This is a genomic window from Psychromonas arctica DSM 14288 (assembly GCF_000482725.1).
GTDB classification, from domain to species: domain Bacteria; phylum Pseudomonadota; class Gammaproteobacteria; order Enterobacterales; family Psychromonadaceae; genus Psychromonas; species Psychromonas arctica.
The window spans coordinates 107,208-129,574 of sequence record NZ_KI519478.1; the positions used below are offsets into that span (position 1 = coordinate 107,208).

At 41.2% G+C, this 22,367-nt stretch carries 30 protein-coding genes and 1 pseudogene; 3 read left to right on the plus strand and 28 right to left on the minus strand.

Annotation, left to right across the window (positions count from 1 at the left end):
* The 24 genes and pseudogenes from H592_RS23700 to rpsJ all read right to left on the minus strand — a co-directional run.
* Window positions 1-80, minus strand: a pseudogene (locus H592_RS23700) (30S ribosomal protein S13); the annotation flags it as partial.
* Window positions 81-215: 135 nt separating this feature from the next.
* A complete protein-coding gene (gene rpmJ, locus H592_RS0113895; protein ID WP_011770886.1) occupies window positions 216-329 on the minus strand; it encodes a 50S ribosomal protein L36 in 114 nt (37 codons plus the stop codon).
* A 40-nt stretch (window positions 330-369) separates the two neighbouring features.
* The gene (gene secY / locus H592_RS0113900) at window positions 370-1,698 is read right to left on the minus strand and encodes a preprotein translocase subunit SecY (protein ID WP_028869296.1); all 1,329 of its coding nucleotides are present in this window, start codon (window positions 1,696-1,698) and stop codon (window positions 370-372) included.
* A 6-nt stretch (window positions 1,699-1,704) separates the two neighbouring features.
* Complete coding sequence (rplO, locus tag H592_RS0113905) at window positions 1,705-2,139, minus strand: 50S ribosomal protein L15 (RefSeq protein WP_028869297.1); 435 nt, start codon at window positions 2,137-2,139, stop codon at window positions 1,705-1,707.
* A gap of 2 nt (window positions 2,140-2,141) precedes the next feature.
* Window positions 2,142-2,324 (minus strand): 50S ribosomal protein L30, encoded by a 183-nt coding sequence (gene rpmD / locus H592_RS0113910; RefSeq protein ID WP_025563066.1) that lies wholly within the window; start codon window positions 2,322-2,324, stop codon window positions 2,142-2,144.
* Between the two features lie 6 nt (window positions 2,325-2,330).
* Entirely contained in the window at window positions 2,331-2,831 is a 501-nt protein-coding gene (gene rpsE / locus H592_RS0113915; RefSeq protein ID WP_025563067.1) for a 30S ribosomal protein S5, read from the minus strand.
* 11 nt (window positions 2,832-2,842) lie between these two features.
* Window positions 2,843-3,193, minus strand: coding sequence for a 50S ribosomal protein L18 (gene rplR / locus H592_RS0113920; protein ID WP_025563068.1), 351 nt, complete (start codon window positions 3,191-3,193; stop codon window positions 2,843-2,845).
* Between the two features lie 11 nt (window positions 3,194-3,204).
* Window positions 3,205-3,738: a 50S ribosomal protein L6 gene (gene rplF / locus H592_RS0113925; protein WP_028869298.1), complete on the minus strand. Its 534-nt coding sequence runs from the start codon at window positions 3,736-3,738 to the stop codon at window positions 3,205-3,207.
* Window positions 3,739-3,748: 10 nt separating this feature from the next.
* Window positions 3,749-4,141 (minus strand): 30S ribosomal protein S8, encoded by a 393-nt coding sequence (rpsH, locus tag H592_RS0113930; protein ID WP_028869299.1) that lies wholly within the window; start codon window positions 4,139-4,141, stop codon window positions 3,749-3,751.
* A 25-nt stretch (window positions 4,142-4,166) separates the two neighbouring features.
* Window positions 4,167-4,472 (minus strand): 30S ribosomal protein S14, encoded by a 306-nt coding sequence (gene rpsN / locus H592_RS0113935; RefSeq protein WP_028869300.1) that lies wholly within the window; start codon window positions 4,470-4,472, stop codon window positions 4,167-4,169.
* 11 nt (window positions 4,473-4,483) lie between these two features.
* Complete coding sequence (rplE, locus tag H592_RS0113940; RefSeq protein WP_025563072.1) at window positions 4,484-5,023, minus strand: 50S ribosomal protein L5; 540 nt, start codon at window positions 5,021-5,023, stop codon at window positions 4,484-4,486.
* A gap of 12 nt (window positions 5,024-5,035) precedes the next feature.
* A complete protein-coding gene (gene rplX, locus H592_RS0113945) occupies window positions 5,036-5,350 on the minus strand; it encodes a 50S ribosomal protein L24 (RefSeq protein ID WP_028869301.1) in 315 nt (104 codons plus the stop codon).
* A 10-nt stretch (window positions 5,351-5,360) separates the two neighbouring features.
* Window positions 5,361-5,729, minus strand: a complete 369-nt coding sequence (rplN, locus tag H592_RS0113950; protein WP_025563074.1) for a 50S ribosomal protein L14 — start codon at window positions 5,727-5,729, stop codon at window positions 5,361-5,363.
* 173 nt (window positions 5,730-5,902) lie between these two features.
* Window positions 5,903-6,154: a 30S ribosomal protein S17 gene (gene rpsQ, locus H592_RS0113955; RefSeq protein ID WP_028869302.1), complete on the minus strand. Its 252-nt coding sequence runs from the start codon at window positions 6,152-6,154 to the stop codon at window positions 5,903-5,905.
* Window positions 6,154-6,345: a 50S ribosomal protein L29 gene (gene rpmC / locus H592_RS0113960; protein WP_028869303.1), complete on the minus strand. Its 192-nt coding sequence runs from the start codon at window positions 6,343-6,345 to the stop codon at window positions 6,154-6,156. Before rpmC ends, rpsQ begins: the two co-directional genes overlap by 1 nt.
* Window positions 6,345-6,755: a 50S ribosomal protein L16 gene (gene rplP / locus H592_RS0113965; RefSeq protein WP_025563077.1), complete on the minus strand. Its 411-nt coding sequence runs from the start codon at window positions 6,753-6,755 to the stop codon at window positions 6,345-6,347. The genes rpmC and rplP overlap by 1 nt, the downstream gene beginning before the upstream one ends.
* 12 nt (window positions 6,756-6,767) lie before the next feature.
* Window positions 6,768-7,457, minus strand: a complete 690-nt coding sequence (gene rpsC, locus H592_RS0113970; protein WP_025563078.1) for a 30S ribosomal protein S3 — start codon at window positions 7,455-7,457, stop codon at window positions 6,768-6,770.
* A gap of 3 nt (window positions 7,458-7,460) precedes the next feature.
* Window positions 7,461-7,796 (minus strand): 50S ribosomal protein L22, encoded by a 336-nt coding sequence (gene rplV, locus H592_RS0113975; RefSeq protein ID WP_025563079.1) that lies wholly within the window; start codon window positions 7,794-7,796, stop codon window positions 7,461-7,463.
* Between the two features lie 8 nt (window positions 7,797-7,804).
* The gene (gene rpsS, locus H592_RS0113980) at window positions 7,805-8,080 is read right to left on the minus strand and encodes a 30S ribosomal protein S19 (protein WP_028869304.1); all 276 of its coding nucleotides are present in this window, start codon (window positions 8,078-8,080) and stop codon (window positions 7,805-7,807) included.
* Between the two features lie 14 nt (window positions 8,081-8,094).
* The gene (rplB, locus tag H592_RS0113985) at window positions 8,095-8,922 is read right to left on the minus strand and encodes a 50S ribosomal protein L2 (RefSeq protein ID WP_028869305.1); all 828 of its coding nucleotides are present in this window, start codon (window positions 8,920-8,922) and stop codon (window positions 8,095-8,097) included.
* A gap of 12 nt (window positions 8,923-8,934) precedes the next feature.
* Window positions 8,935-9,234, minus strand: a complete 300-nt coding sequence (rplW, locus tag H592_RS0113990) for a 50S ribosomal protein L23 (protein ID WP_028869306.1) — start codon at window positions 9,232-9,234, stop codon at window positions 8,935-8,937.
* Window positions 9,231-9,836: a 50S ribosomal protein L4 gene (gene rplD / locus H592_RS0113995; RefSeq protein ID WP_028869307.1), complete on the minus strand. Its 606-nt coding sequence runs from the start codon at window positions 9,834-9,836 to the stop codon at window positions 9,231-9,233. Before rplD ends, rplW begins: the two co-directional genes overlap by 4 nt.
* Window positions 9,837-9,850: 14 nt before the next feature.
* A complete protein-coding gene (gene rplC / locus H592_RS0114000) occupies window positions 9,851-10,489 on the minus strand; it encodes a 50S ribosomal protein L3 (protein WP_028869308.1) in 639 nt (212 codons plus the stop codon).
* A gap of 15 nt (window positions 10,490-10,504) precedes the next feature.
* Window positions 10,505-10,816: a 30S ribosomal protein S10 gene (gene rpsJ, locus H592_RS0114005; RefSeq protein ID WP_025563085.1), complete on the minus strand. Its 312-nt coding sequence runs from the start codon at window positions 10,814-10,816 to the stop codon at window positions 10,505-10,507.
* Between the two features lie 390 nt (window positions 10,817-11,206).
* On the opposite strand from rpsJ, the gene H592_RS22405 reads away from it, so the two are divergent.
* The 3 genes from H592_RS22405 to H592_RS0114020 are packed head-to-tail and all read left to right on the plus strand — an operon-like array spanning window position 11,207 to window position 14,247.
* Entirely contained in the window at window positions 11,207-13,264 is a 2,058-nt protein-coding gene (locus H592_RS22405) for a GNAT family N-acetyltransferase (protein WP_051369183.1), read from the plus strand.
* Entirely contained in the window at window positions 13,251-13,943 is a 693-nt protein-coding gene (locus H592_RS0114015) for a pseudouridine synthase (RefSeq protein ID WP_028869309.1), read from the plus strand. Before H592_RS22405 ends, H592_RS0114015 begins: the two co-directional genes overlap by 14 nt.
* Window positions 13,930-14,247 carry an MGMT family protein gene (locus tag H592_RS0114020; protein WP_028869310.1) on the plus strand — a complete coding sequence of 106 codons (318 nt, stop codon included), beginning with the start codon at window positions 13,930-13,932 and terminating at the stop codon, window positions 14,245-14,247. The genes H592_RS0114015 and H592_RS0114020 overlap by 14 nt, the downstream gene beginning before the upstream one ends.
* A 21-nt stretch (window positions 14,248-14,268) precedes the next feature.
* Here the strand turns inward: H592_RS0114020 and H592_RS0114025 are convergent, their stop codons facing one another.
* From H592_RS0114025 to H592_RS0114040, 4 genes are all read right to left on the minus strand, one after another.
* Window positions 14,269-16,458 carry an alpha/beta fold hydrolase gene (locus H592_RS0114025; protein WP_028869311.1) on the minus strand — a complete coding sequence of 730 codons (2,190 nt, stop codon included), beginning with the start codon at window positions 16,456-16,458 and terminating at the stop codon, window positions 14,269-14,271.
* Between the two features lie 5 nt (window positions 16,459-16,463).
* The gene (locus tag H592_RS0114030; protein WP_028869312.1) at window positions 16,464-18,353 is read right to left on the minus strand and encodes an acyl-CoA dehydrogenase family protein; all 1,890 of its coding nucleotides are present in this window, start codon (window positions 18,351-18,353) and stop codon (window positions 16,464-16,466) included.
* Window positions 18,354-18,580: 227 nt separating this feature from the next.
* A complete protein-coding gene (locus H592_RS0114035; RefSeq protein WP_028869313.1) occupies window positions 18,581-20,713 on the minus strand; it encodes a 3-hydroxyacyl-CoA dehydrogenase NAD-binding domain-containing protein in 2,133 nt (710 codons plus the stop codon).
* Entirely contained in the window at window positions 20,713-22,002 is a 1,290-nt protein-coding gene (locus H592_RS0114040) for a thiolase family protein (RefSeq protein ID WP_028869314.1), read from the minus strand. Before H592_RS0114040 ends, H592_RS0114035 begins: the two co-directional genes overlap by 1 nt.
* Window positions 22,003-22,367 lie beyond the last annotated feature (365 nt).

Below are 22,367 nucleotides of genomic sequence, written 5' to 3' on the forward strand. Positions count from 1 at the left end.
TTGCCAATGCCAAAAATAGCAGTTAATGCGATAACTGCATGCTTATGATCAGGAACGTTAATGCCAGCGATACGGGCCACTATGCACTCCTTAAAGTTAACGATTCATTTGTGAAAAGCCCGGTAGGATACTCGACAAATGATAAATTAGCAAACAAAACACAGCTTAGATGAAAAATTCACCTAAGCTGCTAATATATCCAAAATCTCTGTAGATTAGCCTTGGCGTTGTTTATGCTTTGGCTCTACGCAGATAACTCGCACCACACCGTGGCGTTTGATAACTTTGCAGTTACGACAGATTTTTTTAACGGATGCACGAACTTTCATTGCAACACTCCGTAGTTAGTATAACTATCAAGCTAGAAAATTATTTTCCGTAGTCTTTCAAGTTAGCTTTTTTCAAGACAGAATCATATTGATTAGACATCAAATGAGTCTGCACCTGTGCCATAAAGTCCATGATAACAACAACAATAATTAATAACGACGTACCACCGAAGTAGAACTGCGTATTCATTGCAACCATCATAAACTCGGGAATCAAACAGATAAAGGTAATATATAACGCACCAGCTAATGTTAGACGCGTCATCACTTTATCAATGTAACGTGATGTTTGTTCTCCTGGACGGATTCCTGGGATAAAGGCACCGCTTTTCTTCAAATTATCTGCAGTTTCACGTGGATTAAACGTAAGTGCAGTATAAAAGAAGCAAAAGAAGATAATAGCAGCAGCATATAACATCATATGCAACGGTTGTCCTGGCTGTAACGCCAAAGAAACATCCGATAACCAGCTTAAACCTTCAGTCTGACCAAACCACTGGGCAATAGTACCAGGGAATAAGATAACACTCGAAGCAAAAATTGCAGGAATTACACCAGCCATATTTAATTTTAATGGCAAGTGAGTGCTTTGAGCAGCAAAAACCTTACGGCCTTGTTGGCGTTTTGCGTAGTTAACAACGATACGTCGCTGACCACGTTCAACAAATACTACAAACGCAGTAGTTGCAAAAACGATAACAATTAATGCTAATAACACTAGAAGGTGAATTTCACCTTGTCGAGCTTGCTCAGCAGTTTGCCCGATTGCCGATGGCAACCCGGCAATAATACCTACAAATATAATGATAGAAATACCATTACCAATACCGCGCTCAGTTATTTGCTCACCTAGCCACATAAGGAACATAGTTCCAGTCACTAAACTAACAACTGCCGTGATGTAAAAGCTCAGACCTGCATTTTCAACAAGTCCGGGCATCATCGTAGGCAAACCGGTTGCAATACCAATTGCTTGGAACGTACCTAATACCAAAGTACCGTAACGTGTGTACTGGTTAATCTTACGACGACCAGACTCACCCTCTTTCTTTAGCTCAGCTAAAGGAGGATGAACTACCGTAAGCAGTTGGATAATAATAGACGCAGAAATATACGGCATAATACCCAATGCAAAGATAGAAGCACGCTCAAGCGCACCACCAGAGAACATGTTAAACATTTCTATGATGGTACCCTTTTGCTGTTGGAAAAGATCAGCTAGGACAGCGGCGTCAATACCAGGAATTGGAACAAAAGAGCCCGCACGGAACACTAATATAGCGCCTAAAACAAATAGTAAACGAGTTTTAAGTTCGCTTAAATTGCTTCCTTGTGCCGCTTTTGAATCTAATCCTGGTTTCTTAGCCATTACCTATTATTCCTCGATTTTTCCGCCTGCCGCTTCAATTGCAGCACGCGCACCTTTCGTTACACGAAGGCCTTGTACTGTTACTGAGCGAGAGATTTCACCAGATAGAACTACTTTAGCAAACTTAGTTGTGTTTGTTAGTAGACCTGCCTGTTTCAACGTTTCAAGCGTCACAATATCGCCTTCTACTTTAGCAATTTCGTTCAAACGAACTTCACCGCTAACTAGAGATTTACGAGATGTGAAACCAAATTTTGGTAAACGTTGTTTTAATGGCATTTGACCGCCTTCAAAACCAGGACGTACAGTACCGCCTGAACGAGATTTTTGACCTTTGTGACCGCGGCCACCTGTCTTACCTAGTCCAGAACCGATACCACGGCCTACACGTTTAGCAGCAGGCTTAGAGCCAGCCGCTGGAGATAGAGTATTAAGTTTCATTATTACCCCTCAACCTTAACCATATAGTAAACTTTATTAACCATACCACGTACAGCAGGAGTATCTTGCAACTCTACTGTGTGACCGATGCGACGCAGGCCTAGACCTGTTAATGTTGCACGGTGCTTTGGTAAACGGCCAATTGCACTTTTGGTTTGAGTTACTTTAATCGTTTTAGTAGCCATGCTGAATTACCCCAGAATATCACTAACGTTTAAGCCACGCTTAGCTGCGATTTGCTCAGGAGAGTTCATGCTCTCTAGTGCATCCATCGTAGCGCGGACAACGTTAATTGGGTTAGTTGAGCCGTAAGCTTTTGATAGTACGTTCTGTACACCAACAACTTCTAACACGGCACGCATTGCACCACCTGCGATGATACCAGTACCTTCCGATGCTGGTTGCATATATACCTTAGAACCAGAATGACGGCCCTTAACAGGATGCTGCAGAGTGTTACCTTTTAATTGGATTTCGCTGATATTGCGACGTGCTTTTTCCATAGCTTTTTGAATAGCTGCTGGAACTTCACGTGCCTTACCATAGCCGAAACCAACACGACCATTACCATCACCAACAACTGTTAGTGCTGTAAAGCTAAAGATGCGACCACCTTTAACTACTTTTGAAACACGGTTTACTGCGATTAGCTTTTCGTTCAGATCACCGGTTTGAGATTCTACTTTTGACATAATCTTTACCCTTAGAACTGTAGACCAGCTTCACGAGCTGCGTCAGCTAGTGCTGCAACACGACCGTGGTATTGGAAACCGCTACGGTCAAAAGAAATTTTAGAAATCCCTTTCTCTACCGCACGCTCTGCAACTAATTTTCCAATTAGTTGAGCTGCTTCTTTATTACCACCGTTCTTAACTAGTGCAATTACTTCTTTTTCTAATGTAGAAGCGCTTGCTACGACTTGTGCGTCTGCTGTAATTACCTGCGCGTAAGTATGGCGAGGTGTACGGTTTATCACAAGACGAGTTGCACCAAGATCTTGCAATTTCTTACGTGTGCGGGTAGCACGACGAAGACGAGATGCTTTCTTATCCATAGTGTCTTACCTTACTTTTTCTTCGCTTCTTTACGACGCACGTTTTCATCAGCGTAACGAACACCTTTACCTTTATAAGGTTCTGGTGGACGGAATGCACGAATCTCTGCAGCTACTTGGCCAACTTGTTGCTTGTCAGAACCTGAGATGATGATTTCTGTTTGGCTTGGAGCCGTAGCAGAAATACCTTCTGGTAATGCATATACAACAGGATGAGAGAAACCTAAAGTTAGGTTTACATCTTGACCTTTAACTTGTGCACGGTAACCAACACCTTGAAGAAGAAGAGTCTTCTTGAAGCCTTCAGTTACACCTACAACCATATTGTTAACGTTAGCACGTGCAGTACCTGCTTGTGCCCATGCGTCTTTAACACCTTCAACAGGTACGAAAGTTAACACGCCATCTTCAAAATTAACAATAACAGCATCATTAAGAGTACGAACTAATTCGCTTTTACCACTTTTAACAGTGATCTCTTGACCATTTACTTTTACTTCTACGCCAGCAGAAACAGTAATCGGTGCCTTAGCTATACGAGACATAGATTACTCCTTAAGATACGTAACAGATGATCTCACCGCCGATGCTTGCATTACGCGCAGCTCGGTCAGTCATAACACCTTGAGAAGTTGAAACGATCGCAATACCTAAACCAGCCATAACCTTAGGAAGATCATTTGCACCTTTATAGATACGAAGACCTGGACGGCTTACTCGTTTGATAGTATCGATTACTTTTTTGCCTTCGAAGTACTTTAAAGTAACTTCTAATTCAGGCTTTGTGTCACCAGCAACAGCGAAATCTGCAACATAACCTTCTGCTTTAAGCACAGTTGCAATTGCAACTTTTTGCTTAGAAGAAGGCATCTTAACAGATACTTTGCTTGCTGCTTGACCGTTACGAATACGCGTTAGCATATCCGAAATAGGATCTTGCATGCTCATAACTATTTACTCCGTGATTAATTGATTACCAGCTGGCTTTTTTCAGGCCAGGGATTTCTCCGCGCATCATATGCTCACGAACCTTAATACGGCTCATGCCAAATTTACGAAGATAACCATGTGGACGACCAGTAACGTTACAACGATTACGTTGACGTACTGAACTTGAATCACGAGGTAGCGATTGAAGTTCTAACACTGCATTCCAACGATCTTCGTCAGATGTATTTACATTGTTAATTGTTGCTTTTAATGCTGCACGCTTTTCAGCGAACTTAGCAACTAACTTCTCACGTTTTACTTCACGCGCTTTCATTGATTGTTTAGCCATTTTCTAACTCCTTACTTACGGAATGGGAAGTTGAACGCAGACAAAAGTGCGCGTGCTTCTTCGTCAGACTTAGCTGAAGTAGTAATTGTGATATCTAAACCACGTACTTTATCAACTTTATCGTAATCGATTTCAGGGAAAATGATTTGCTCACGAACACCCATAGAGTAGTTACCACGACCATCGAATGACTTAGCATTCAGGCCACGGAAATCACGTACGCGTGGGATAGCGATTGTTACCAAACGCTCAAAGAAATCCCACATACGTGCACCACGTAGTGTTACTTTACAACCAATCGGGTAGCCTTCACGAATTTTGAAGCCTGCCACAGAGCGGCGTGCTTTAGTGATCATTGGCTTTTGACCTGAGATTGCTGCCATATCTGACGCAGCGTGCTCTAGGACTTTTTTATCAGCCAGTGCTTCACCAACACCCATATTAAGGGTGATTTTCTCTATTCGAGGGACTTGCATGACAGACGTATAGTCGAATTGCTTTTGCAAATCAGACACCACGTTGTCTTTATAGAAATCATGCAGTTTCGCCATCGTAAACTCCAGTTACTTCACAAGTTCATTATTAGATTTGAAGAAACGTACTTTTTGTCCGTCTTCTAGTCTAAAACCAACACGATCTGCTTTACTCGTTGCCGAGTTGTAGATCGCAACATTTGATACTTCGATCGGTGCATTCTGTTCAATGATACCGCCAGTTACACCCGCTTGTGGGTTTGGCTTTTGGTGTTTCTTTTGAACATTTACACCTTCAATAATTACTTTACCGTTCGCTAAAACTTGAGAAATTTTCCCAGTTTTACCTTTATCTTTACCGGCAATAACAATTACTTCATCGTCACGTTTTATTTTTGCTGCCATTTTCGGTTCCTTACAGTACTTCTGGCGCCAGTGAAACTATCTTCATGAAATTTTCATTTCGAAGCTCACGGGTTACAGGGCCAAAGATACGTGTACCGACTGGCTGGTTGTTTGCATTCAAGATAACCGCAGCGTTGCGATCAAAACGAATAACAGAACCATCGGGACGACGTACACCTTTTCTGGTACGCACTACCACAGCTGAATGAACATCACCTTTTTTAATTTTTCCACGAGGAATTGCTTCCTTCACAGAAACTTTGATGATGTCACCGATTGCTGCATAACGGCGATGCGAGCCACCAAGGACCTTAATACACATTACGCGTCGAGCGCCACTATTGTCGGCGACATCTAGCACACTTTGCATTTGGATCATTATAGTGCTCCGCTATTTACTATTGATACTCTCTAATGAGTCGTGTTCCCATATTTTCAGGGAGCGGCATCATACCACCAACTTTATTAGAAAGATAGTCTAAAAAAACGGCACTCAAAAAATGAGCACCGCTTAGCTTATGTAATCAAATTTAACTTACTGAAAACAGTAGGTTATGCTTTGGTTACGATTTGTGCCAATGTCCAAGACTTAGTCTTAGATAAAGGACGACATTCACTTACTAGTACAATATCACCTTCATTACATTGGTTTGTTTCATCATGTGCATGTAGCTTTGTAGTACGCTTCATGAATTTACCGTATAACGGGTGCTTCACTTTACGTTCAACAGCTACAACGATAGATTTATCCATCTTTGCACTGATTACTTTACCTTGAAGAGTACGAGTGTTTTTTTCGCTCATTACGCACCTGCCTTCTGATTTAATACTGTCTTAACACGGGCAATGTCACGACGCACTTGTTTGATTGAGTGCGGCTTTTCTAACTGACCTGTGTTTAACTGCATACGTAAGTTAAATTGCTCACGTAATAAGTTTAGAAGTTCAGCATTAAGCTCTTCAACGCTTTTTTCTTTAAGTTCGTTAGCTTTCATTACATCACCTTACGAGTTACGAAAGTTGTTGCCACTGGCAATTTAGCTGCTGCAAGAGCAAACGCTTCACGAGCTAATGCTTCTGGAACACCTTCCATTTCATAAAGAACTTTACCTGGCTGAGTTTGAGCAACCCAATATTCCACGTTACCTTTACCTTTACCTTGGCGCACTTCTAACGGTTTGCTGGTAATCGGCTTATCAGGAAACACACGGATCCAGATTTTACCTTGACGTTTAACATGACGAGTCATTGCACGACGTGCTGCTTCGATTTGACGAGCAGTAATTCGACCACGACCAGTTGCTTTTAGTCCAAATTCGCCAAAGCTGACTTCCGCACCTTTAGAAAGACCACGGTTGCGGCCTTTCATCATTTTACGGAACTTCATACGTTTTGGTTGCATCATAGCGTATTTCTCCTACTTACCGCGACCTTTGCGTTTTGGTTTAGCTGGCGCTTCTTCTTGTTGAAGTGGTAAACCACCAAGAATTTCGCCTTTAAAGATCCAAACCTTAACACCAATGATACCGTAAACAGTCAATGCTTCTGATGTTGAGTAATCAATATCGGCACGAAGAGTATGTAGAGGTACACGACCTTCACGATACCATTCGTCACGAGCGATTTCTGCACCACCAAGACGACCACTAACTTGAACTTTGATACCTTTAGCGCCTAGACGCATAGCATTTTGTACCGCACGCTTCATAGCACGACGGAACATAACACGACGCTCTAACTGAGAAGAGATTGAATCTGCTACTAGTTTTGCGTCAAGTTCAGGTTTACGAACTTCTGAGATATTGATTTGAGCTGGAACGCCCGCCATTTTAGCAATAGCTGTGCGTAGCAATTCAACATCTTCGCCTTTTTTACCAATTACAACACCAGGACGAGCTGTGTGAATAGTCACACGTACGCTTTTCGCTGGACGTTCAATAGTAATTTTAGACAAAGAAGCATTTTTCAATTTCTCTGTTAAGAATTTACGGATTTGAAAATCACTGTATAAGTTATCTGCAAAATCTTTTTTGCCTGCATACCAAGTAGAGCTAAATGCTTTAGTGATACCTAGGCGAATACCGTTAGGATGAACTTTCTGTCCCATTGTTTAACCCCTGTCTGATACCACTACTGTGATATGGCAAGAACGCTTCATGATACGATCGGCACGGCCTTTCGCACGCGGCATGATACGCTTCATTGTTGGACCTTCGTCAACACAAATTTTTGTGATAACTAGCTCATCAACATCAGCGCCTTCATTATGCTCGGCGTTTGCAATTGCAGAATCTACAACTTTCTTAATCAAAACAGCGGCTTTCTTAGGGCTGTATGATAAAAGTTCTAGTGCTTTTTCTACTGGAAGACCACGTACTTGGTCTGCTACCAGGCGCGCTTTCTGAGCCGAAGAACGAGCATATAAATGTTTAGCTAAAGCTTCCATAATTACCTCTATTTCTTCGCTTTCTTGTCCGCGGTATGACCACGGTAAGTGCGCGTTGGTGCAAATTCACCCAGTTTGTGACCGATCATTTCATCAGTTACAAATACTGGCACGTGTTGACGCCCGTTATGGACAGCGATAGTTAGACCAATCATATCAGGAATGATCATAGAGCGACGAGACCAAGTCTTAATAGGCTTTTTCTCGTTACTGTCAACCGCTTTCTCTACCTTCTTCAGCAAGTGTAGGTCAATAAAAGGACCCTTCTTGAGAGAACGTGGCATGGCGATACCTCTACTTATTTCTTATTGCGACGACGAACAATATACTGATCAGTTTTCTTGTTCTTACGAGTTTTGTAACCCTTAGTTGGAACACCCCAAGGAGAAACAGGATGACGACCGCCACTTGTTTTACCTTCACCACCACCATGTGGGTGATCTACTGGGTTCATTACAACACCACGAACGGTAGGACGAACACCACGCCAACGCGTAGCACCAGCTTTACCTAATTGGCGTAGCATATGTTCTGCATTACCAACTTCACCGATTGTTGCACGACACTCAGCAGGGATTTTACGCATTTCACCACTACGTAAACGTAGAGTAACGTAAGCACCATCACGAGCTATAATTTGGCTGTATGAACCAGCAGAACGTGCAATTTGTGCACCTTTAGCGGGTTTCATTTCTACAGCATGTACTGTAGTACCTACTGGGATATTACGCATCGGTAAGCAGTTACCTGCTTTAATTGATGCATCTTCACCAGATTGGATCATATCACCAGCAACCATGCCTTTAGGGGCAAGGATGTAGCGACGTTCACCATCAGCATAAAGTACTAGTGCGATATTTGCACTACGGTTTGGATCATATTCCAAACGCTCTACTTTTGCCGGGATACCATCTTTATTACGTTTAAAATCAACTAAACGATAGTGTTGTTTATGACCACCACCGATATGTCGAACCGTAATACGACCGCCATTATTACGACCACCAGATTTAGATTTTGACTCTAAAAGTGGAGCGTATGGCTTGCCTTTATGCAGATCGTTATTTACCACTTTAACTAAGTGGCGACGACCTGGAGACGTAGGCTTACATTTTACAATAGCCATAAAATAATTCCTCTACTCAGCGCCATCGAAACTGATATCTGCACCTTCAGCCAGAGTAACGTATGCTTTTTTCCAGTCGCTACGGCGACCCATACGTTGACCTGAACGCTTGGTTTTACCCTTCACGTTTAGTGTGCGAACACCAGTAACTTCAACATCAAATAACTTCTGAACTGCCGCTTTGACTTCTGCTTTAGTCGCAGTACCTGCAACTTTGAACACCATAGTGTTATGGTTTTCAGCAGATAAAGTTCCCTTTTCAGAGACATGCGGGGCTAGAATAACTTGCAGTAAACGTGCTTCACTGATCATGCTAGGCTCTCCTCAATCTTTTTCACTGCATCAGCAGTTACTAAAACTTTATCAAACGCGATTAGGCTAACTGGGTCAATGCCTTGCACATCACGAACGTCAACTTTGTACAAGTTGCGCGCTGCTAAGAATAGATTTTCATCTAATTCTTCAGTGATGATTAATACATCTTTAAGATCCAGGTCTTTTAATTTAGCTGCAAGCTCTTTAGTTTTCGGAGCCTCAACAGTAAATTTCTCGACAACGATTAGACGATCCTGACGAACTAACTCAGAAAGAATACTTCTCACTGCACCACGATACATTTTTTTGTTAACTTTCTGGCTATGGTCCTGTGGACGAGCTGCAAAAGTTACACCACCACCAACCCAAATTGGGCTGCGGATTGTACCTGCACGTGCGCGGCCAGTACCCTTTTGACGCCATGGCTTTTTACCACCACCGCGAACTTCACTACGGGTTTTCTGAGCGCGAGTACCTTGACGAGCACCAGCTGCATATGCAACGACTACCTGATGTACAAGGGCTTCGTTGTATTCACGTCCAAAGGTAGTGTCAGAAACTTCAAGAGCACTTTGTGCATCTTTCAATACCAATTCCATTACTAACTCCTCGGCTATGCTTTAACAGCAGGTTTGATGAATACGTCGCCATTTTTCGCACCAGCTACTGCACCTTTAACGAGCAGTAAGTTGCGTTCAATGTCTACGCGTACAACTTCAAGGTTTTGAGTCGTAACACGCTCAGCACCCATGTGACCAGCCATTTTCTTGCCTTTAAATACGCGTCCAGGTGTTTGACATTGGCCAATTGAACCTGGAGCACGGTGGCTAATAGAGTTACCGTGAGTCGCATCTTGCATAGAGAAATTCCAACGCTTAACAGCACCTTGGAAACCTTTACCTTTAGATTGACCAGTAACATCTACTTTGTTTATTTCGTTGAACAACTCAACGCTTAGCTCAGCACCAACTTGAATATCTGCACCTTCGTCTTGACCAAGGCGGAATTCCCATAAACCACGACCTGCTTCTACACCTGCTTTCGCAAAGTGACCAGCTTCAGGCTTGTTTACACGGCTTGCTTTTTTAGAGCCAGCAGTTACTTGAATAGCTTGGTAGCCATCAGTATCAAGTGATTTAACTTGAGTAACACGGTTAGGTGAACATTCTAGAACTGTAACTGGAATAGAGACACCATCTTCAGTGAAGATGCGAGTCATACCAACTTTACGACCTACTAGACCGATTGTCATTGCGATAACTCCTCTCTAACCCAAACTGATTTGAACATCAACGCCAGCAGCTAAATCTAGCTTCATTAGTGCGTCAACAGTCTTTTCAGTTGGTTCTACGATATCAATCAAGCGCTTGTGAGTACGAATCTCATACTGATCACGTGCATCTTTATTTACATGCGGTGATGTCAGTACTGTGAAACGCTCTTTACGAGTAGGTAGTGGAATAGGACCACGTACCTGAGCACCTGTGCGCTTTGCAGTTTCAACGATCTCCGCCGTTGATTGATCGATCAATTTATGATCAAAAGCTTTAAGGCGGATACGGATTCTTTGGTTCTGCATGGACCAAAACTCCTAGTTAAAAATACAACATACAAATATACACCTGACAACCTATCCTAGATAGACCTCAAGTGTATATTCAAACTAGTAGCTCCCCAATTGGGAGACATTTTTGATAACCAATGATTCTGTTTTACAACAAAATCTGGCTATGGGTTAAAAAAACCCACCTGCCATATTGGCAAGTGGGCGTATAATACATTAACTACTTACTAAAGCAAGCAGTTATTGCCTATTTGTTTAAAAAACATTCAAAAGGATCTGTCTGACATTATTTGTACTTGGATCCAAGGTTAAAGCGGTGGTTGCTAGTATTAACACTCTCTTTTTATGTTACATTTTATGCTTATCGTGCAATCCATACTCATTTTATTGTTATTAGGATCTCCTGTGTCGGCTGCCATTAACTTTTACCAACAACGTAAACATATAGCAGAAAAATCTGCGCACAGACAGTTATGCTGCTTACAGGGGAGCGAGCTCTGGTGTCAGCAACAAGCTCTGAGTATTATCAAGCATAGCGCCCTTCCCTATCGATGGTGTGGAGAAGCCCCTTCATCTGTTACATGCAGTGATGCTAAATCACTGCTAGGCCAAGATGTGTGCTTATTAATTTTGAATATGCACAAAACATTTGATGCCAATATGTTTGCGGCTGCTGAAGGCTCTGTCTGTGCAGGGTCGGTTATTGTTTTATTACTTCCAGAGCAACAAAGTGAAATAGATTGTTTTTCTCATTACATGCAACAACAGCTTAAACGACATCAATTTCCAATATTGTTAGAAAATCAATCTATAGCAAATACACAGCCACAAGTCGGAACTGCAAAACCTTCCTCACTATTACTACAACATTTAGATATACCAGAGCAACAACTCGCGATACACAAAATTATCAAAACCGTTACAGGGCATCGTAAACGTCCTTTAGTATTAACGGCAAATAGAGGAAGAGGAAAATCTGCAGCGCTTGGTATGGCGGCAGCGAAATTAATTAATCAAGGCTTAATGAAGATTATTGTTTGTGCACCGAGTAAACAAGCTGTAACTACTTTATACAAACACGCTAAATTAACCATTAATGAAGCAAATAATTTACAACGATTACAATTCATGGCACCTGATGCATTGAATATAGAACAGCCAGCATGTGACTTATTGATCATCGATGAAGCAGCAGCTATCCCCATTAAACTGTTAGCTCAGTTTGCACAACGCTATTCTCGTGTTGTATTTGCCACGACTCAATTTGGTTACGAAGGTTCGGGGAGAGGATTTGCACTACGCTTTCTACAACAATTAAAGCTTATTTCACCACAGTATCGAACTTTCCAGCTTGAACAGCCTGTGCGTTGGGCCAAAGATGATCCAGTAGAAGCTTTTACTTTGAGTAGTTTATGTTTGATGGAATCGACTCTGGCAATGCATATATTAGAGTCCCAACAGAAAACTCAAATCCGTGTGCTCAAAAAAACTGAATTACTGCAATCAGGTACATTATTAAATCAAATTTTTTCGCTGTTGGTTAATGCCCATTATCAAACCAAACCTTCTGACTTAGTAGCTTTGTTAAACGATCAAGATTTAACACTGATTGTAATGCAACAAGAAGATAAAATATTAGCAGTGGCTTTAGTCAAACATGAAGGAGGGCTTGATAACATTACTAGCGAACAAATTTATCAAGGCAAGCGCCGTCCTGTTGGGCACTTAATCGCGCAATCACTGACTTTCCATAGCGGATTCGAACTTGCTGCTACTCAACGTTTCGCTCGTATACAGCGCATTGCTGTACAACCCGATCTGCAGCAACAATCCTTTGGTAGCCAATTATTAAACTGGATAGTTGATTGGGCAACAACGCACGCATTTGATCACCTATCCGCTAGTTTTGCTGGAAGCGACTATTTACTGCGTTTTTGGTTAAAAAATCAGTTACAAGTATTACGCATTGGCACCCGCAAAGATAAAAGTAGCGGACAACACTCATTGATGGTTAATTTACCTTTAAGTCAGCAAGGTGAAGAATTACATCATCAAATACAGACTGACTTCCATAAACAGGTTAAAGTACAACTTAGTCGACAACTTAACCAATTAGACGCATCCTTAGTGGCAATTTTATGGCCACAAATAGTAGTAACCAAGTCAATTCAGAATATAAAGCAATCATTATCAGCTTATATTAATGCGCATCGCGGTTATGAGAATGTTGAATACCTTTTAATTGAGTTATTACATACTACGTCGCTAAAGGGTTTAACTCAGCAACAACAAAGGTGTGTGATTGAAAAAATTATTCAAAATCACAGTTGGCAAAGTATCGTCCAAACACATCAATTTAGCGGACAAAAACAGGCGCAAACTTTTTTAAAAAACTGTATCTGCGATTTACTTACAAAAACCACGACGACCGAAGAGAATACACAATATAATGAGACTCGATAAATTTATCTGTGAATCAACAGAATTAACACGTAGCGAAGCAAAAAGTGCAATCCGTAAAGGCTTGATCAGTAATCAAACAGGCACATTACGTAGTGGCTCTTATAAAGTAGATGCTAACGATATTATTGAGCTTAAAGGCAAAGTGCTCACAATCCGAGGGTTTCGCTACATTATGCTTAATAAACCGCAAGGATATATTAGCTCTAATGTTGATGAACAAATGCCAAGCTTATTAAACCTAATCGATATAGAAAAAAAGCAGAATGTGTTTATTGCCGGACGATTAGATGCTGATACAACGGGCTTAATTCTAATCACAGATGATGGTCAATGGTCGCACCAAGTTACTAGCCCACGTAAAAAATGTGAGAAACGTTACCGCATAACGCTACAAGACCCAATCAACGATGAAGCCGTTGCTTTATTTGCAGAAGGTATTCAATTAAAAAGTGAAACGAATCCTTGTTTACCAGCAAAACTACAAGTGCTTTCAGATCATGAGGTGTTGTTAACCATCAGTGAAGGGAAATACCATCAAGTAAAACGTATGTTTGCTGCGGTAGGCAACTTTGTGACAACCTTACACAGAGAACAAATAGGCAATGTAGAATTGGATCATAACCTAGCACTCGGTGAGTCTCGTTTTTTAACGGAGCAAGAGGTCAATGGATTCAAATAAGCCTTTTAACCAACAATGCTATGACCTGCTACGCCAAATACCAAAAGGCAAGGTGGTCACTTATGCAGATATTGCACATCGTCTAGGTGGCAAAGCTTATCAAGCAGTCGGTAATGCAATGGCTAATAATCCTGATGTCATTATTGTGCCTTGTCATCGTGTAGTTAATAGTAACGGTGCTATAGGAAAGTATGCATTAGGTACAGAAAAGAAAATAACTTTATTGCAAGAAGAAGGTGTTGAACTTGATACTGATAACGGCAAAGTACTTAATTTAGACAAGCAACGTCATACTTTTTTATAAAGTCTAAATACCTCACTTAACCTAATAATAGGGCTCTGTTACTTTTTTAATAAAGTCCAATAGAGGCCTATACACTTCTTCTGCCCGCTTCCCTCTTACAATAACGTGATGATCCGTATTGATCCTGTGTAATTGCTTATCTTTACTCAATACTTTTTCTATTATTTCCTCCGCACCATCCACATCAATAGTTGGGTCGTTGCTTCCTTGAATAACTAATAATGGTAAAATAACGCGTTCTAAATGCTCTCTACAACTATCCTGCAATAAAAGTAGTTGCCTCAACCCTGCAATGTATATTCGGTCGTAATTACTATCAGAACATTCAGGCTCATTGTCTACCCATTTGATAGTGCCAGTTTCCATGGAAAAGCTGCTTAACATATTATTCCAGCTATCTAATAAAGAAGAAAAGAACACTGATTTTTGTTTTAAGACTAATGCCGGATTAATTGCCACTACCCCGGCAATATTATCGACATTTGCACAGCTTTTAATCAACGCCAATAAAGCGCCCGCTGAAAAACCAACGACAACAACCTTTTGATGATAATGAGATAAAACAGCATAGCCACGATTAACAGATTCTAACCAACCTTTAACCGTACAATTTCGCATCTCTTTGGATAACGTACCATGACCACTTAAACGTACCAAATATACTCCATAACCTAATTCATTAAGTTTTTGTCCCAAGGCTTCCATCTCTTTTGGTGAGGCTAAAAAACCATGAATTAAGATGATCCCAGGTTGGTTGGCTTTACCCGATAAATATTGGGGTTTACCAATATCACGACTTTTTGTATGTAAACGGTCAAAAGACCGCATACGTTCATCTTCAAATAAGCAACAATCTGTTTTCAATACTTGAGCTGACACTTGCAAAGATAATTTTTTAGGTGATGTCGCAATCAGTCGCTTTATATGCTTCACATATTTAGTCATTACTTCAAATTCATTAGCAAGCACACTAACGGTACTTTCGATACGCATGCGATGAAAAGAGTAAGGCATCGCAAATTTTTCATGATTAACCATGATTTGTCCATTTTCGATAGTCGCGGCTTGTTCATTCAACACTAATTTAATGATTAACTCATAGGGGCCATAGCGTTCACCAGACACAAGGTTGATCACCCCTTCCGATAAACTTTGATGAACACGGCGCTGTTTGTTCTCTTTAATATTAATAATGGCAAGATAGATAACTTTTTTGAAGTCAGACTCTTTGATCCCCTGCGCCGGAACAAAACGTAATGCTGTTGCTACTAGATGATCCATATTAATAGTCAGGCTACTGTACACCCTTAACATAAACTCATTAGTTAATCGGTGGCGCATTGCTCCCATTAAATAATCCATGCGTTTAGCAGGAGAAATAAAAGGACTGAGTAATGCAAAGAAGCGTCGGTATGGTTTAGTAAAGCGTCGTAAATCAATTGCGTGCCCAAAGGAGATCGAAATATCACACTCTTCCAGAATAATGTTGCCCTCTACTAAAAGCTCTTCTTCCACAAAATCAGGAATATCCTTGAAAAAAAGCTGAGCCCCCGAAGATAACAAGTTTTTACCTGGCCGAAGTGGGTAATAACTAATATTAACCGGTACAATATGTAAATCTAAGGGAGACAGGTCCGACGGGCCATGCAAGCTATAGGTTTCTTGATAGTAACTAATTAATGTTTCGTTATTATCTATAATTGCCTTTTTATAATCCTCTTTTTTAAGAAAGGTTTGTAACGCTAACATTGCAGCACCAGTGTGCGGGGCACGTGCCGTTGCATCGGATATTTGCATCGACAAACGCCCTTTATCCACTACTTTTTTATTTTTAACCATCGCACCTTCAGGATAAATAACCCAATTATAAGTACCACGCATTAACTCTGAGATGATTTTTTCATTACGCCCGGGTAAATTTAAAGGCAGCGCACCAACAGACTCTAAAATACTGCCAAACTTACCTACAAATAACGAGCTGTCAGCAAGCGAGTGCACCATTTGCCCGTTAAACTTATACAACGCCTGTGGTAGCAAGGCCGTTTCCATACGCGTAAAGTGATTAACAACAAACAGAGTAGGGTTATTACTTAGGTACTCAACCCCCTCCGCAGAAACAGAAGACTTGGTAAATTTTTCAATAATTTGGATCAACCATCCTGATAACAAAAAAGAAGAACTAGGTTTTTCCAATGTAGGACGATCGCGCATAGCAATTATTCTCCCTCAGCAATAGGGTAAATACCAGCTTCCAACCATTGATACTGTTCACTCAAAATATCTTCAGCAATTGCTTTAGCGGTGCTACGCTGTGGAGTAGATAATGCTTTAAAATGCGCTTCTACCCTTTCCGTTGCCAGCACACAATGGTGATCCGCTAATGCAGTCGCATTTTCATGACCGAGCGCAACTTGGTTTTTTGCATAGGAGCAAGTTACTGCCATTGCAAACAATTCACAACCAATGGTCATTAAGTGACCTAGCGTTTCTTGGCGCAACTCAAGTTTTTCACGATGTAACAACATCTGTTCAAATAGAACACGCGCTAAACGGTGTGAGCTACGTTGGCAATAATTAACATGTTCGGCTAAAGTGCCACTGAGAGTAAATTGTGTAATAAACTCTTTATTAATGATTTGTGATGGGTACCAAGAGGCATATTCTTTAAACAGTTTAAAAGCAGCATCACGCTTAGTAGTGAAATCAGCGCCTGGTTTAATAAGGTCAGAAGCCAAAGTTAAGTGCGTATCTAACGCTTCACGGCTTAAAAATAACTCCATAACATCAGTGGTGCCTTCAATAATACGATTAATACGACAATCACGTAACATGCGCTCCACTGGGAAAGGTAACTCTCCGCGGGCTTTTAATGAACTGGCTTTTTCATAACCTCTACCGCCAAACATTTGCACCGTTTCGTCCATCACACTCCATGCCATTTCACTACAAAATAGCTTCGCCATTGCAGCTTCCATACGAATATCCACATCGCCCTTATCAGCCATAAAACTGGTTATCCAAGTAACGCCTTCCATCGCAAAAGTAGTCGCCGCGATATAGGCAATACGATTTGAACCTTTCTCATGCTTTGCAATAGGCGAGCCCCATTGCACACGCTTTCCTCCCCAACGACGAGTCATATTTAAACACTGCTTGGCCATACCAGTACTCGCAGCGGGAATCGTTAAACGACCGGTATTTAGGGTTGCTAATGCTATTTTTAGTCCTTGCCCTTCCTCTAAAATTCTATCTTCCACAGCGACTTCCACGTTTTTAAATTCAATTAAGCCATTTTGAATACCGCGGATACCCATGAAATCACAACGATGTTTGATAGTGATCCCAGAACTTTTTCCTTTTACGATAAAAGCAGAGATTTGCTTAACCTCTTTTCCATCAACTATTTTAGGCGCCGTGCAGGCCATCACAACCAAATAATCCGCAATCAATCCATTGGTACACCAGAGTTTTTCACCGTTAATAAGATAATGGGTTCCGGCGGCATTTAAGGTGGCGGTTGTTTCCATTTGTGCAGGATCGGAGCCTACACTAGGCTCAGTTAAGGCAAATGCAGAGATAGCACCATCTTTAAAAAGCGGTAAAAAACGTTGTTTTTGCTCTTCTGTTCCAAATAATTTAATCGGTTGTGGCACACCGATACTTTGGTGGGCTGAAACGAGCACAGCGGTAGATCCACAATGACTGGCGATAGCCATAAGTACACGATTGTAGTTAACTTGCGATAGACCTAAACCGCCATACTGTTTAGGGATTTTCATAGAAAACACCCCTATTCCAGCCAGAGCTTGCATCGCTTCGGTGGGGATAGTACGCGTTTCATCAACCAAATCAGCATCTAAAGTATCGGCTAACACTATGCCTACTTTTTCTACCAATTGATCGCCAACTAATTTATCTTCTGCGGTTTGAGTTGGGAAAGGGAAAATAGCATCAGATTTAAACTCCCCCATAAATAAGGATTTAGCAAAACTAGGGTGCTGCCACACAGATTCACGTGCCGCTTCGGTAAGGTTTAACGATGAGGCTTTTTCATCGCTCATCTTAGAGGTATCAATCACTACTTTTTTATCTTCAGGAAAACTCATAATAGCTCCTTAACTAACTACTTACTATCCAGCCAATCAAATAGTGGAACAATTTTATCGCTTACAATGAGTTATTAGCTCTTTATTCAACTAACTCACTCAAGTAATGGCTGTTAATCCATTAATAATAGTGGGGTAACAGCCATTACTATTTACTCATGAATCCAAGTAATAAGTGCAATCGTTTCTCTACTTAAACCTAAAATATATTTCAACATTAAATAAACTTAATGATAGAAACCATGCCCCTGTTCGACACATTTCAACAGATAAGGAGCAACTTCGTAACGGTTCCCTACTTGTTGATGTAATTTCTGTAAGCGTTTCACCACTTCATCACAACCAATGCTATCTGCCCAACGGCATAAACCGCCTCGCCACGCTGGAAAGCCAGTTCCCATTATCATGGCAAGATCTAATTGTCCCGCATTAGTCACGATATCCTCATCAAGACATCGAGCAGCTTCATTGACCATCACTAACATCAAACGATCAATTATGTCTTGATCGCTAAAGTCTTGACTGTCAGCGACACAATCTGCTTGATACAATAATTCGTTAACTTCTATCTGTTTATTTTTATAATGATAAAAACCTCGCCCCCCTTTTTTACCCGATAATTTCAACTTATCATGTATATGTTCCAGTACAGGGGCCACCGTCATCCGCTCTCCAAAACCGTCTTGTAAAATGGCAGCGACTTTATAACCAACGTCAATGCCCACTTCATCGGCTAATTGGAAGGGGCCCATCGGCATACCAAAACTATTAATCGCCAAATCCACCTTTTCAATATCAGCTCCTTCCTGTAATAAATAAGCAGCTTCATTTAAGTAGGGTAATAAAATACGATTAACCAAAAACCCCGGACAATCGCCAACCACTATCGGTACTTTCCCCCACGCCTTACTAATAGCAATCGCTTTGGCAATGGTTTGCTCACTGGTTTGCTGACCTTTCACGATTTCTACTAACGGCATTCGATTAACTGGGTTAAAAAAGTGCATACCACAAAACTGCTCAGGACGCGCTAACACCGAAGCCATTTCAGTGATCGATAGCGCCGAAGTATTAGAACAAAGCAAACTATCTTCAGGCAGCTCGGCCTCCGCCTCTTGTAATACCTGTTTTTTAACCGACATCACTTCAACAACGGCTTCAATGGCAACGTGTGCCCGATTAAAGCCAGTAAACTGCAATGAACCACCAATCCGATTCATTGCATAGTCAATCTCACCTTGTTTAATAAGACGTTGCTTTTGTAACTGACTAAAATAGCTGGCAGCTTGCTGATAACCGAGTTCAATAGATGCCCAGTTAATATCTTTAACACGAACCGACAACCCTTTATAACTCATTAACCAAGCAATGCCCCCGCCCATCACGCCAGCACCGATCACCGCGCCTGAAGTAGGTAATTCTACATTTTGTGGATAACTCTCAGATTGTTCTTTTTTAACTTGTTCATTGAGAAAAAATAAACCGATAAGATGTTTACAGATAGCCGTTGATGCTAAATCTGAAAAAGCCGCTAACTCTCGTTTTAAGCCTTCTTCAAAACTACATTTGTTACGATATACGTCGAGCACTGCGAGTGGTGCAGGATAAAAACCTTTGCTGGTTTTCATTACATTCTGTTGCGCCTTCTTCAGGATCAACAAGCGAGCAGGATGCGTCTGCATCGCAAAGGCAGTCACTTTTTGTAAGGGGCTTTTAGGTTGTCTTCTTTTTAATAGGCTTACTTGAAAGGATTTCTGTTTGAGGTTTTCTAAGAACTGTTCAACGTGCACATTAAATTGCGCAGATGAAACCACTTGATCAACAAGTTTTATACGATATGCCTTTTCTGCACTAACTAGCTTACCCGGCAGTATAATAGCCAGAGCCTCGGGTAACCCTATCAAACGTGGTAAACGTTGCGTGCCTCCCCAACCAGGAATAATGCCTAATTTAACTTCTGGTAAGCCTATTTTAGTTTTTGGGTTATCTGAGGCTAAACGAAAATCACAGGCTAAAGCTAACTCACAGCCACCACCAGCACATGCACCATCGATAATTGCAATCGTTGTTTGTGGTAAGGCATCGAGTCGATTAAAAATTTCTTGCCCTAAGCGTGCTTTTTCCTTAGCCATTTCAGGGCTATCAATTTTTTGTAGCTCTTGGATATCCGCCCCTGCGATAAAAATATTGTTTTTAGCGCTTTCAAAGCTAACAACTTGCTGTGGTGAAGATTTAATGTCCCCTAGCAAAGAATCTAGCTCTTGCATTACATCAGATGAGAGCTTATTAATCTTTTGATCTTGTAAATCAAAAGTAACGCGGATTAACCAATCATTTTTTTGTACGTGAATGTGTTTCATTACTCCACCTCCAACGCTAATGCAGCACCTTGCCCACCGCCAATACATAAGGTTGCTAAACCACGCTGTAACCCTTGACGTCTAAGCTCATGTAGCAGAGTTAAAATTAAACGTCCCCCGGTTGCGCCTACTGGGTGCCCTAAAGCAATAGCACCGCCATTAACGTTTAACTTGTTCGGGTCTAACTCACCCAATGCCTGCGTTCTTTGTAAATATTGTTGAGCAAATGCTTTACTCTCAAAGGCACATTGATTGGCAATCACTTGAGCCGCAAATGCTTCATTTAATTCAACCAAATCAAAATCAGAAAGTGCCAAACCTGATTTATCTAATAACTTAGCAGTAGCATAGGCAGGACCTAAGCCCATTCTATTTCCTGCTAATCCGGCATAACTATAATCAGTTAAATAACCTAATGGTGTTAATCCCATGGCTTTTGCCTTCGATTCAGCCATCACAGTAAACGCAACCGCACCATCGGTAATAGGACACGCATTCCCAACCGTAACACTCCCAGCTAGGCGGTCGAAATAAGGGCGTAGCTTAGCCAGAGCGGCAAGGGTTTGATTATCACGAGGGCCATTATCTAAATGCTGCATATGCTGATACTTAGGCGCAATTGCAACGCTAATAATTTCATCGGCGAATTTGCCAGATTGTTGCGCTTTTATCGCTTGTTGATGGCTATTTAAAGCAAATTGATCTTGTTGTTCACGCGTAATAGCGAATTCTTTAGCAAGCACCTCTGCCGTTTGCCCCATGTTTAAGCCACAAACAGGGTCGGTTAAACCTTGTTCAATACCAATCACAGGCTTCAGAAAAGATAAACGAAATTGAGATAGGAGTTTGAGTTTTGCAATCGGTGTTTTAGCAAACATCATTTGCATCATGAACTTAGTCATTTTAGGGCTATACAGAAGTGGCACGCTAGACATAGATTCACTGCCACCAACCAATGCGGTGTCAATTTCTCCAGCCAATATTTTATTGGCAGCAGTAGTCATAGATTCCATGCCTGAGGCACAATTGCGATTGACGGTATATGCACTAGTGGAAACAGGAAACCCGCCCTGTAATGCAATCACTCGGGCAATGTTCGCCGCATGACCTGGTTGAGCAACGTTGCCCATGATCACTTCATCAATATCCGCATAGTCTAGTACCGAGTTGGCCATCACCTCGCGGACAACAACCGCCCCTAATTGATCTGCCTGCATGCCTTTGAATTCCGTACCGGCTTTACAGAATGGGCTACGCCAACCTTCAATAATCGCGAGTCTTTCTTTCATTAACCACCTCCAGCATTATTTCTATGCTTTAAAACAGCCATAAAAATAATAAAAATGCTTTCCTGAAGGAGTCAATAAACACCCTCAGGGCATAAAAATTAACAATTCACAGTAACTTTAAAAATGGTAAAAAGATGAGCATGATGTTGTAAATAGTAAGTATTTCATGACCACTTGCTTATATTACATACGATCCTCAGTATAAAGATGCTTTATTTTTGAGCAAGGCAAATACAATAAGGTCCATCGAATTCGCGAGGGGCATCGCATAAGTTACCTTTAAAAGGAGAAAAATAGCATTAAGAGCCATAAAATACAGGAGGTTATTATATCGCTCTTATGATATGAAATATTGAGGAGTGTGA

Excerpts from the sequence above, each read along its gene's own strand:
- rplW (WP_028869306.1), bottom strand. The coding sequence starts at position 9,234 with ATGATCAGTGAAGCACGTTTACTGCAAGTTATTCTAGCCCCGCATGTC.
- H592_RS0114020 (WP_028869310.1), top strand. The coding sequence starts at position 13,930 with ATGGATTCAAATAAGCCTTTTAACCAACAATGCTATGACCTGCTACGC.
- rplO (WP_028869297.1), bottom strand. The coding sequence starts at position 2,139 with ATGAAACTTAATACTCTATCTCCAGCGGCTGGCTCTAAGCCTGCTGCT.
- rpsN (WP_028869300.1), bottom strand. The coding sequence starts at position 4,472 with ATGGCTAAACAATCAATGAAAGCGCGTGAAGTAAAACGTGAGAAGTTA.
- H592_RS0114030 (WP_028869312.1), bottom strand. The coding sequence starts at position 18,353 with ATGAGTTTTCCTGAAGATAAAAAAGTAGTGATTGATACCTCTAAGATG.
- H592_RS0114035 (WP_028869313.1), bottom strand. The coding sequence starts at position 20,713 with ATGAAACACATTCACGTACAAAAAAATGATTGGTTAATCCGCGTTACT.
- secY (WP_028869296.1), bottom strand. The coding sequence starts at position 1,698 with ATGGCTAAGAAACCAGGATTAGATTCAAAAGCGGCACAAGGAAGCAAT.
- H592_RS0114040 (WP_028869314.1), bottom strand. The coding sequence starts at position 22,002 with ATGAAAGAAAGACTCGCGATTATTGAAGGTTGGCGTAGCCCATTCTGT.
- rplC (WP_028869308.1), bottom strand. The coding sequence starts at position 10,489 with ATGACAATCGGTCTAGTAGGTCGTAAAGTTGGTATGACTCGCATCTTC.
- rplF (WP_028869298.1), bottom strand. The coding sequence starts at position 3,738 with ATGTCTCGTATAGCTAAGGCACCGATTACTGTTTCTGCTGGCGTAGAA.
- rplE (WP_025563072.1), bottom strand. The coding sequence starts at position 5,023 with ATGGCGAAACTGCATGATTTCTATAAAGACAACGTGGTGTCTGATTTG.
- rpsC (WP_025563078.1), bottom strand. The coding sequence starts at position 7,457 with ATGGGACAGAAAGTTCATCCTAACGGTATTCGCCTAGGTATCACTAAA.
- rpmJ (WP_011770886.1), bottom strand. The coding sequence starts at position 329 with ATGAAAGTTCGTGCATCCGTTAAAAAAATCTGTCGTAACTGCAAAGTT.
- rpsJ (WP_025563085.1), bottom strand. The coding sequence starts at position 10,816 with ATGCAGAACCAAAGAATCCGTATCCGCCTTAAAGCTTTTGATCATAAA.
- rplR (WP_025563068.1), bottom strand. The coding sequence starts at position 3,193 with ATGGATAAGAAAGCATCTCGTCTTCGTCGTGCTACCCGCACACGTAAG.
- rpsQ (WP_028869302.1), bottom strand. The coding sequence starts at position 6,154 with ATGAGCGAAAAAAACACTCGTACTCTTCAAGGTAAAGTAATCAGTGCA.
- rplN (WP_025563074.1), bottom strand. The coding sequence starts at position 5,729 with ATGATCCAAATGCAAAGTGTGCTAGATGTCGCCGACAATAGTGGCGCT.
- H592_RS0114015 (WP_028869309.1), top strand. The coding sequence starts at position 13,251 with ATGAGACTCGATAAATTTATCTGTGAATCAACAGAATTAACACGTAGC.
- rplD (WP_028869307.1), bottom strand. The coding sequence starts at position 9,836 with ATGGAATTGGTATTGAAAGATGCACAAAGTGCTCTTGAAGTTTCTGAC.
- rpsS (WP_028869304.1), bottom strand. The coding sequence starts at position 8,080 with ATGCCACGTTCTCTCAAGAAGGGTCCTTTTATTGACCTACACTTGCTG.
- rpsH (WP_028869299.1), bottom strand. The coding sequence starts at position 4,141 with ATGAGCATGCAAGATCCTATTTCGGATATGCTAACGCGTATTCGTAAC.
- rpmD (WP_025563066.1), bottom strand. The coding sequence starts at position 2,324 with ATGGCTACTAAAACGATTAAAGTAACTCAAACCAAAAGTGCAATTGGC.
- rpsE (WP_025563067.1), bottom strand. The coding sequence starts at position 2,831 with ATGTCAAAAGTAGAATCTCAAACCGGTGATCTGAACGAAAAGCTAATC.
- rplX (WP_028869301.1), bottom strand. The coding sequence starts at position 5,350 with ATGGCAGCAAAAATAAAACGTGACGATGAAGTAATTGTTATTGCCGGT.
- H592_RS0114025 (WP_028869311.1), bottom strand. The coding sequence starts at position 16,458 with ATGCGCGATCGTCCTACATTGGAAAAACCTAGTTCTTCTTTTTTGTTA.
- rplP (WP_025563077.1), bottom strand. The coding sequence starts at position 6,755 with ATGATGCAACCAAAACGTATGAAGTTCCGTAAAATGATGAAAGGCCGC.
- rpmC (WP_028869303.1), bottom strand. The coding sequence starts at position 6,345 with ATGAAAGCTAACGAACTTAAAGAAAAAAGCGTTGAAGAGCTTAATGCT.
- rplV (WP_025563079.1), bottom strand. The coding sequence starts at position 7,796 with ATGGAAGCTTTAGCTAAACATTTATATGCTCGTTCTTCGGCTCAGAAA.
- rplB (WP_028869305.1), bottom strand. The coding sequence starts at position 8,922 with ATGGCTATTGTAAAATGTAAGCCTACGTCTCCAGGTCGTCGCCACTTA.